General features: G+C 39.2%; 8 protein-coding genes. 5 read left to right on the forward strand and 3 right to left on the reverse strand.

What is annotated here, in order from left to right:
- Positions 1 to 17: 17 nt before the first annotated feature.
- Positions 18 to 3,206, forward strand: a complete 3,189-nt coding sequence (locus tag QL984_RS04200; RefSeq protein WP_290172000.1) for a TonB-dependent receptor — start codon at positions 18 to 20, stop codon at positions 3,204 to 3,206.
- A 48-nt stretch (positions 3,207 to 3,254) separates the two neighbouring features.
- Here the strand turns inward: QL984_RS04200 and QL984_RS04205 are convergent, their stop codons facing one another.
- On the reverse strand, positions 3,255 to 3,686 hold the full coding sequence (locus QL984_RS04205) for a MarR family transcriptional regulator (RefSeq protein ID WP_013463147.1): 432 nt from the start codon (positions 3,684 to 3,686) through the stop codon (positions 3,255 to 3,257).
- 152 nt (positions 3,687 to 3,838) lie between these two features.
- Between QL984_RS04205 and hmgA the strand changes: the two genes are divergently transcribed.
- Complete coding sequence (gene hmgA / locus QL984_RS04210; RefSeq protein ID WP_028834129.1) at positions 3,839 to 5,140, forward strand: homogentisate 1,2-dioxygenase; 1,302 nt, start codon at positions 3,839 to 3,841, stop codon at positions 5,138 to 5,140.
- A gap of 7 nt (positions 5,141 to 5,147) precedes the next feature.
- Entirely contained in the window at positions 5,148 to 5,777 is a 630-nt protein-coding gene (gene maiA, locus QL984_RS04215) for a maleylacetoacetate isomerase (protein WP_016899147.1), read from the forward strand.
- A 9-nt stretch (positions 5,778 to 5,786) separates the two neighbouring features.
- Here the strand turns inward: maiA and QL984_RS04220 are convergent, their stop codons facing one another.
- Complete coding sequence (locus QL984_RS04220) at positions 5,787 to 6,020, reverse strand: TIGR02647 family protein (protein ID WP_024600938.1); 234 nt, start codon at positions 6,018 to 6,020, stop codon at positions 5,787 to 5,789.
- A 102-nt stretch (positions 6,021 to 6,122) separates the two neighbouring features.
- Between QL984_RS04220 and QL984_RS04225 the strand changes: the two genes are divergently transcribed.
- Both QL984_RS04225 and QL984_RS04230 read left to right on the forward strand, forming a co-directional pair.
- Positions 6,123 to 6,425 (forward strand): DUF1496 domain-containing protein, encoded by a 303-nt coding sequence (locus QL984_RS04225; RefSeq protein WP_008112332.1) that lies wholly within the window; start codon positions 6,123 to 6,125, stop codon positions 6,423 to 6,425.
- Positions 6,426 to 6,522: 97 nt separating this feature from the next.
- Complete coding sequence (locus QL984_RS04230) at positions 6,523 to 6,831, forward strand: VF530 family protein (RefSeq protein WP_028834132.1); 309 nt, start codon at positions 6,523 to 6,525, stop codon at positions 6,829 to 6,831.
- 42 nt (positions 6,832 to 6,873) lie between these two features.
- Here QL984_RS04230 and QL984_RS04235 read toward each other — a convergent pair whose 3' ends face one another.
- Positions 6,874 to 8,496, reverse strand: coding sequence for a diacylglycerol kinase family protein (locus QL984_RS04235; protein WP_024600939.1), 1,623 nt, complete (start codon positions 8,494 to 8,496; stop codon positions 6,874 to 6,876).
- Between the last annotated feature and the right edge of the window lie 187 nt (positions 8,497 to 8,683).

An 8,683-nucleotide genomic window follows, 5' to 3' on the forward strand; every position in this document is an offset into this window, starting at 1 on the left:
CTACACGGGAAAATAAAATGAAAATTCAACTTCGCAAAACAGCTCTATCACTTGCTATAGCAGCATGTGTTGGTGTCAGTGGTGCTGCAATTGCAAACGAAACAACCTCTGCAATTAAAGGTCAAATAAAGGGTCCTAACGGTAACCCTGCTGCAGGAACTAAAATTACTATTTTACATGTTCCTTCAGGCTCTGTTAAAACAACTGAAGTAAATGACGCTGGTTACTTTACTGCTAAAGGTCTTCGTGTTGGCGGCCCTTACAAAGTAATTGTAGACTCAGACATCTACGCTGACCAAGAGTTCAATAATATTATCTTGAACATTGGTAGCGACTACCCTGTTAATACTTCACTTGAAAATATCTCAGATGTTGAACAAATTGTAGTAACTGGTCGCCCTATTAGCACTATGTCTGGTGGTACGGGTCCTGCTTCAACATTCACATTAAGCGATCTTGAAAATCAACCAGCTATTAACCGTGATTTAAAAGATATTATTCGTATTGACCCTCGCGTTGCTATCGATGATAGCCGTGGTTCAATAAACTGTGGTGGTGGTAATCCACGTTTTAACAGCTTAACCCTTGATGGCGTTCGTATGAACGATAACTTTGGTTTAAGCTCAAACGGTTACCCTACTATTCGCGCTCCATTCTCTTTTGATTCAATCGAGCAAGTAGCGGTAGAATTAGCACCATTTGATGTTCAATATGGTGGTTTTACATCATGTAACATCAATGCAGTTACCAAATCTGGCGGCAACGACATTCACGGTGGTGTATTCTACGATTACACTAACGATTCGATGAAAGGCGATAAGATTGAAGGTAATGACGTTGATAACGGCGATTACAGTGAAAAGCGTTATGGCTTTAATGTTGGTTTACCGCTAATTAATGACACGCTGTTCCTTTTCACTTCTTACGAAAAACTTGAAGGTGTTAAACAGTTTAACTATTCATCTTTAGTATCGTCAGCAGACATCGAGCGTATTAAACAAATTACACGTGATGTTTATGGTTACGAAGCCGGTGCAACACCAGCAAGCTCACCAGTAGAAGACGAAAAAATCTTAGTGAAGTTAGACTGGAACATCAACGATGACCACCGTGCTAACCTAATTTATAACTACAATGATGGCTTTACTTTATCGCAATCAGATGCAGATGGTGATGAGCTCGCATTTGACAGCCACTTTTATGAGCAAGGCGCAGAGTTCACTTCAATCGTTGCATCACTTTACTCTGATTGGAATGACAACTTTTCAACTGAAGTTCGTTTAGGTAAATCAGAGCTTGACGCTCGCGTTCAATCTTTAGACGCAGCAAGCGGTTTTGGTGAGTTCCAAATCAGCACAGATAATGCCACGGTGTACGTTGGTCCTGATGACTCTCGTCAATCAAATGATTTAAACTACGATACCACAACAGCTAAATTCTCAGGTACCTACTACCTTGATCAGCACACGATTACCGCTGGTTTTGAGTATGAAAAGTTAGAAGTATTTAACCAATTCGTACAACATACTGAAGGTGAATGGCGTTTTGCTTCGATTGACGCATACAGAAATGGGATTGCTAATGCAGTTTATTATAATAACTCTGCAAGTACGAATAACCCAAATGATGCAGCTGCTAACTTTGCTTATTCACAAAATACATTTTATGTACAAGATGAATACAGCTTTTCAGATATCGATGCATCATTAACATTTGGTCTTCGTTACGACAGCTATTCAAGCGATGACAAACCAACATTAAATCAGAATTTCACTAATCGTTACGGTTTTAGCAATCAGTCAACGTTTGACGGTATTGATTTAATTCAACCACGCGTAGGTTTTGAGTGGTATGCAACCGATGCACTAGAAGTACGTGCGGGTGTTGGTTTGTTCTCAGGCGGTAACCCTAATGTATGGTTGTCTAACTCATATTCAAATGATGGTATCACCAATATTGGTGCTTATATCAGCGATATCAGTAATTCTTATAAAGTTGGTTCTGGTGATGATGAAGTCACTCTAGTTGACCTATTTGATACGCCAAATGTAAATGGTGGTACTCCAGGTTACGACGTTCCACAAGATATGTTTGATAAAGTAGCAAATACTGAAATTGGTTCGGGTGATGCTACAACAAACGCGGTAGATCCTAACTTTGAAATCCCATCAGAGTGGAAGTACTCTTTAGGTGCTACATATACTACAGAAAACGACTATGTTATTGCTTTGGATTATCTTTACACTAAGAAGCGAGATGCAGCGACTCTTGTAGATATTGCTTTACAAGATTCTGGTAAAACTACTTTTGATGGTCGTCCTATCTATGAAAGAAAAGAAGATCCATTAAATCCAGGTAAATATCGTAGTGGTGAACTATTACTAACAAATGTGAATGGTGATAGTGGTGAGTCTTCAATTATATCTGCTGCAGTAAGTAAAGCGTTTGATAATGGCGTTAGCGTTCAGTTCTCATACGCTTACACTGATGCAGATGATGTAAACCCAATGACTAGCTCTGTAGCCAGCTCAAACTACGGTAACCTAGCAACATCAAACCCAGGTAACCCTGGCGTGGCATCATCTGATTACGAAATCCCACATCGCTTTACATTAAACCTAGGTTATAAACACGAGTTCTTCGATGGTTATAACACCCGCTTTAACCTATTTGGTGAAGCATACAAAGGTTTACCATATAGCTTTACCTACAAGAGTAATCGCGACACGGGTGCGGGCGATATTCAATTTGGTGATAGAAACTCTAATGGCGCGCGTCAATTATTGTATGTACCACTTGAAAATGATCCAAACGTTGTCTACGACATGAGTGCTGATGAAATCAATGAGTTTAATGACTTTATCGCATCTGAAGGTCTTAAACGTGGTGAAATCACTGGTCGTAACCAACAGAACTCTGATTGGTTCGTGAAATTTAACTTTAAAATCACTCAAGAAGTACCTGGCTTTATGGATGGCCATAAAGGTGAAGCATTCTTCGTAATCGATAACTTAACGAATATGTTAAACGATGATTGGGGTGTATTAAGAAAAGGCTCTTTCGTGGGTAATAAGATGGTTGAAGTAAATATTAATGACCAAGGTCAATACGTTTACTCAAACTTCAGTGCACGTAGTGCTGAACAGTCTGTACAACGCGATGCCTCTTTATGGGAAATGCGTGTAGGTGTTCGTTACACGTTCTAATTTGGTTGATTAAATTAGTGTATTTAAAAGCCCACTTTGTGGGCTTTTTTATGCCTGTAATTTATTTTTTAATTTATCAAAAATTGCGATTAGCTGATGCTGTTCAGCATCCGACAGGCAGCTTAATAATGCACGCTCCCACTGCAATGCTTGTGGCGTTATTTTTTCATATAAAGCCATGCCCTTATCACTTAGCATCAAAAATGCAGCGCGCTTATCATGCTTATTTAACTCGCTATAAATAAGCCCTTCATCAATTAGCGTTTTTACTGCCCTTGATACTGTCGACTTATCCATATCTGCTTGAATGCATAATTGCTTAGCTGTGCTTTGGCCTGATTGCGCTAAATTAGCCATTATTCGCCACTGAGGAATAGTTAAATCAAACTCTTTTTTATAAATACTCGAAAAATCATTACTTACCTGTGTTGCTAAGTGTGTTAATTGATAAGGTAAAAATGTCGTTAAATCTATTTTCATATTGAATCACTTATTTATTTACATACGACTTTTATTTGTTCACTTTTATTTACAAGGGTCATAATCAGTGTGTTTGATATTAGTCTCACTTGAGAGTATCTTAGCGTAAATTACAAAAATATAACACTCCCCCACTTTCACAGGAGTCAGTAATGGCGACACAATTAAACTATATGACCGGCTTTGGTAATGAATTTGAAACTGAAGCGCTGCCTGGTGCATTACCGATAGGGCAATTTAGCCCGCAAAAAGTAAAATACGACTTATACGCAGAGCAATTTAGTACCACTGCATTTACTGCTCCGCGCGCCGATAATCGCCGCACGTGGATGTACCGTATTCGTCCATCTGTTGTGCAAGGTGATTACACAGCCATAGACAATGGCTTAATTAGAACAGCACCCATTACTGAAGTGCCAACGCCGCCCACCATGCTTCGTTGGGATCCCATTGATATACCAGCAGAACCTACTGATTTTATTGATGGGTTGATCACAATGGCTGCAAATGGCAGCGCCAATGGGCAAGCCGGTATTGGCATTCATGTTTATGTCGCTAACAAATCAATGGACAAGCGCTTTTTTTATAACGCCGATGGCGAAATGTTATTTGTACCACAACACGGCGAGTTATTACTTAAAACAGAACTCGGGCATTTAAGTATTAAAGCCGGTGAAATTGCGGTCATTCCGCGCGGCATTAAGTTTCAGGTTCAATTATTAACTGACACAGCCCGTGGGTACATTTGTGAAAACTACGGCCATGCTTATGTTCTTGCTGAGCGCGGTCCTGTTGGCGCAAATGGTTACGCTAACGACCGCGACTTTCAATATCCAGTAGCGGCTTTTGAAGACATCGAAGGCGAATTTGAACTGATTGCTAAATTTAATGGCAATATGTTTCGTTGTGATATTGGTCATTCTCCTCTTGATGTTGTTGCTTGGACAGGTAACAGTGCGCCTTACAAATACGATTTGGCTCGCTTTAATGTCATGAATACCGTTAGCTTTGATCACCCCGATCCATCAATTTTCACGGTACTAACCTCGCCATCAGGCACTGAAGGCGTTGCAAATATCGATTTTGCTATTTTCCCACCGCGTTGGATGGTGGCTGAAAACACCTTCCGCCCGCCTTACTATCACCGTAATATTATGAGTGAGTTTATGGGCTTAATTGAAGGCGTTTATGATGCAAAAGAGCATGGTTTTGTCCCTGGAGGGATGAGCTTACATAACTGTATGTCGCCGCATGGTCCTGAGGCGGATGTATTTGAAAAAGCGTCAAACGCGGACTTAGAACCACAACGCTACGATAATACGCTGGCGTTTATGTTTGAGTCACGTTATGTGATATCGCCGACTAAATACGCATTAGAAGGTAAAGAGCGTCAAGCTAATTACACTGACTGCTGGCGCACAATTAAAAAACACTTTAACGGCAATCAAGGGTAATTAGATTATGAAGCTTTATACTTATTTTCGCTCATCTGCAGCGTATCGTGTGCGCATCGCATTAAACCTAAAAAATATTGATCACCAGTTGGTGCCGGTAAACTTACTGAAATCAGAGCAACAAAGCACAGATTACTTACAGAAAAACCCCCAAGGACTTTTACCTGCTTTAGAAACGGAAGACGGCGTATTAGGTCAATCTCTAGCAATTTTAGAGTACCTTGAAGAGCAATACCCTGAAACACCATTACTGCCTGGTAATGCATGGCAAAAAGCACATATTCGCAATTTAAGTTATGCAATTGCGTGTGATATTCACCCGATTGATAATTTACGTGTGCTTAAGTATTTAAGTAGTGAACTCAATGTTGATGATGAAGCAAAAAATAAATGGTACCGCCACTGGGTTGAAGTGGGTTTTGAAAAAATAGAACGCATGCTCGATAGTAAAAATACATTTTGCGCAGGCGAGTCGCCAAGCTTAGCTGATGTATGTTTAGTACCGCAGGTATTTAATGCCATTCGTTTTAAAGTAGATATGGCTGCCTACCCTAAAATAGCAGCCATATATCAGCGTTGTAATGAGTTGGCAGCCTTTATTGATGCAGCCCCTGAAAATCAACCTGATGCAAACTAATAGAGTAAATTAACTTTTAAGTGCACTGTGTATTACCGTCACATGCTCAATTAAATCTAAGCCCAGTTCGGTTAAATAGCCACCATCTGGGCTGTCTATCACTCCCTTATTAAACAAACGCTGTGCAGCACTTAACAAAGCCGGCTCAGCATCAGAATGGAGTTTAATTCCTTGCATTTTGCTCTCGCGTGGAAATTTTGCTAGTAGTGTAAATTCGTCAATCATTGTTTGATTAAATAGCATATCTGTTCACCTTTTTATTGTTCTGTGTTTTACTTATGTTGTCTTACTTACCCTAGCATGTTTTTTGCTAAGTGTACTTATTTTAAACACTGGAGGTTTTTGATGCGTTATTATTTTACTTCGTTTATTACTGTTTTATGCTTGTGTTTTTCAGCTTTAAGCTTCGCTAGCACAATAAAAACGCTTCCTATTGTTGATGCTACCCAGCTTATAAACACTAGCACTGAGTGCTGGTATGATAATAAACGTTACAGCGAAGGAGCTATACTTCAGGTTCACTCAGTTACGCTTATTTGTGCTGCAAAGTACCCCCAACATAACAACAGTCAATTGATTTGGCTAAAGCTTGATAAGCAAGGTAACCTTATTTACCCCAAGAAGCCTGCAACTATTACTGTAAATTAATCAAGATTAACAATCTGGAATCTGCCAGCCATCTCCAAACTATTAAGATGCGGTGGGATACGTTACAATACATGCAGTTTAAAAAAGCAGTGTGACTATGAATAATCAACCAAAAAACCCGCTACATGGGATAACTTTAGAGCAAATTCTTGTAGAACTAGAGCAACGTTTAGGCTTTAAAGCAATGGGTGAACAAGTAAACATAAAATGCTTTACTGATTCTCCGAGTATCAAATCAAGCTTAAAATTTTTACGTAAAACCCCATGGGCAAGAGATAAAGTAGAAGCACTTTATATTCATACCATGAGTAATAAACCGCTACGAAAACCCAGAAATAAACCAAAACTAACAGAGCCCACGCAACCTGATACATCAGATTTTGTATGGCCCTCTATTAAAAAATAAATGAGTGCTAAATGGCGTAATATTTACGCCATTTTTAGTCAGTTAGTTTTGTTCTTGGCATATTACATTCAATGAAGCAGGGTGAATACTCACTACCACTTTATCGGCAGATTTAACCTCACCATCAATTACATAATCTAGCGTTTTATCTGCGCTTATCTCTACACGTTTTGCGTTAGTATAATGCGAGTTAATAGCAAAATGTGTTTGCGTGATACTGCTAAACATTAGCTCAGCAATACTCAATACTGTGGTTTCATTGTCTTTGTTTGGCGTTAACCAGTTTACGTCTAATAATCCATCACGGTGGTCGGGTTGTCCCCCACCTTGGGCTAAAAGGGTTGTAAATGGGGCAGCATTAGCGACAATAAAGCTATTTGTATTAATAGCTTCAGGCTCATTATCATCGAGTTTAACCATCAGCTTTTGCGCTTTATTCTCGCCAAAGGAATGTAAAAACCCATTTAAATAAGCAAGTTGGCCAGATTTATTTTTCGACTCTCTATCTGCTTTTTCAATCATTGCATGCTCAAAGCCAATGCCAATTAGCAATAACATCAAATCGTTATTACAATATGCGGTATCGATCAGGTTTGTCTGACCATCAATTATTAAATCGCACGCTTGCTCAACAGGAATAAATTTAGATTTTATTCCCATCAGCACATGGGCCAACGCATTAGCGGTCCCCAACGGTATAATTCCTAATCGACAAGACGTACCCACTAAAACACTCGCAACCTCAGTGACTGTGCCATCTCCACCGCAGGCAATTATAATATCAGGCTCGTGCTCTATAGCTTGTTTAGCCAATGTAATGCCGTTTTGTTCCGGTGTAGTTTTTAAAATGGTTAAATCATAATAAGCAGATAAACGTGTAACGATTAAATGCTCTTTTTCAGACCATAACTTAGTGCCTGATACAGGATTAGCAATTAAATATGCTTTATTTTTTATCAGTAGCTCACCTCTTCGGTGGCGCTTAACTAAATGGCGTAATTGGCGTTTATTAAGATTGGCTGTTTCACGTGTTTCTTTGATTTGAGCAAGAATGTCATGTACATCAGCTTCTTTATTTTGACTCAATAAATACGCTGCCATAACAAACACCGAACGTCCGCGACCTAATGCACAATGCACCACAACACGACGGTCTTTCTTTATATGGTGGTGGATCCAGTTAATTGCCTGGTTTAATTGCGAGTGAGTAGGCACACTATGATCAAGAACAGGAATGTTTAAATAACTAATATTTTCTTGGGTAGATGTCCACTCAAGTCCATCAAATTCACAAGTCACATCTAAAATAGCGGTAATGCCATTTTCTTTTAATGTATCTATATCAGAGGGAAACAAACGACATGCTAAAAATAAGTTATCGTTTATTTGTTGAATTGGGGGTACCTTATCGTGTTTGCGTGACCATGCATTATAAATTTGTGCACCTAACAAAAAAGGAACAAATGCCCAACGAATGTAAAAAGGGATAACGCCATTTTCTCGCTTTCTGAATATTTTCCCCGCATTAAAAAAATAAGCACCGCTGACCAATATCAGCGACAGCGCCGTCCAAAAAAATGCAACCGCGAAGTAAACAGAATTAACCTTTAATCCCAGTACTATAAATACTAATGCTGTTACAAGATAACTGACTGCAGCCCACATGTGCTCTCCTTTAAGTTGGCAGCGCCATATTAGCGCCTTTAATATAGTCCTAACCTGCAAATAATACGCCAAAAAAGCAATTTATCTTGTTTGTTGTCGTTTCGCCACCGGCGTTAATATCACATCAATTGGCTATAACCCACTGTTAATCATTGTTTTTTTAATATAAAAAGGAATGACTTCACGC

Origin of the sequence: Pseudoalteromonas sp. APC 3495 (genome assembly GCF_030407645.1) — a bacterium.
GTDB classification, from domain to species: Bacteria; Pseudomonadota; Gammaproteobacteria; order Enterobacterales; family Alteromonadaceae; genus Pseudoalteromonas; species Pseudoalteromonas tetraodonis.

What these genes read in the sequence shown, in the direction of transcription:
- QL984_RS04220 (WP_024600938.1), bottom strand. Translation starts at nt 6,020, where the DNA reads ATGCTATTTAATCAAACAATGATTGACGAATTTACACTACTAGCAAAA.
- QL984_RS04230 (WP_028834132.1), top strand. Translation starts at nt 6,523, where the DNA reads ATGAATAATCAACCAAAAAACCCGCTACATGGGATAACTTTAGAGCAA.
- QL984_RS04200 (WP_290172000.1), top strand. Translation starts at nt 18, where the DNA reads ATGAAAATTCAACTTCGCAAAACAGCTCTATCACTTGCTATAGCAGCA.
- QL984_RS04235 (WP_024600939.1), bottom strand. Translation starts at nt 8,496, where the DNA reads ATGTGGGCTGCAGTCAGTTATCTTGTAACAGCATTAGTATTTATAGTA.
- QL984_RS04205 (WP_013463147.1), bottom strand. Translation starts at nt 3,686, where the DNA reads ATGAAAATAGATTTAACGACATTTTTACCTTATCAATTAACACACTTA.
- hmgA (WP_028834129.1), top strand. Translation starts at nt 3,839, where the DNA reads ATGGCGACACAATTAAACTATATGACCGGCTTTGGTAATGAATTTGAA.
- QL984_RS04225 (WP_008112332.1), top strand. Translation starts at nt 6,123, where the DNA reads ATGCGTTATTATTTTACTTCGTTTATTACTGTTTTATGCTTGTGTTTT.
- maiA (WP_016899147.1), top strand. Translation starts at nt 5,148, where the DNA reads ATGAAGCTTTATACTTATTTTCGCTCATCTGCAGCGTATCGTGTGCGC.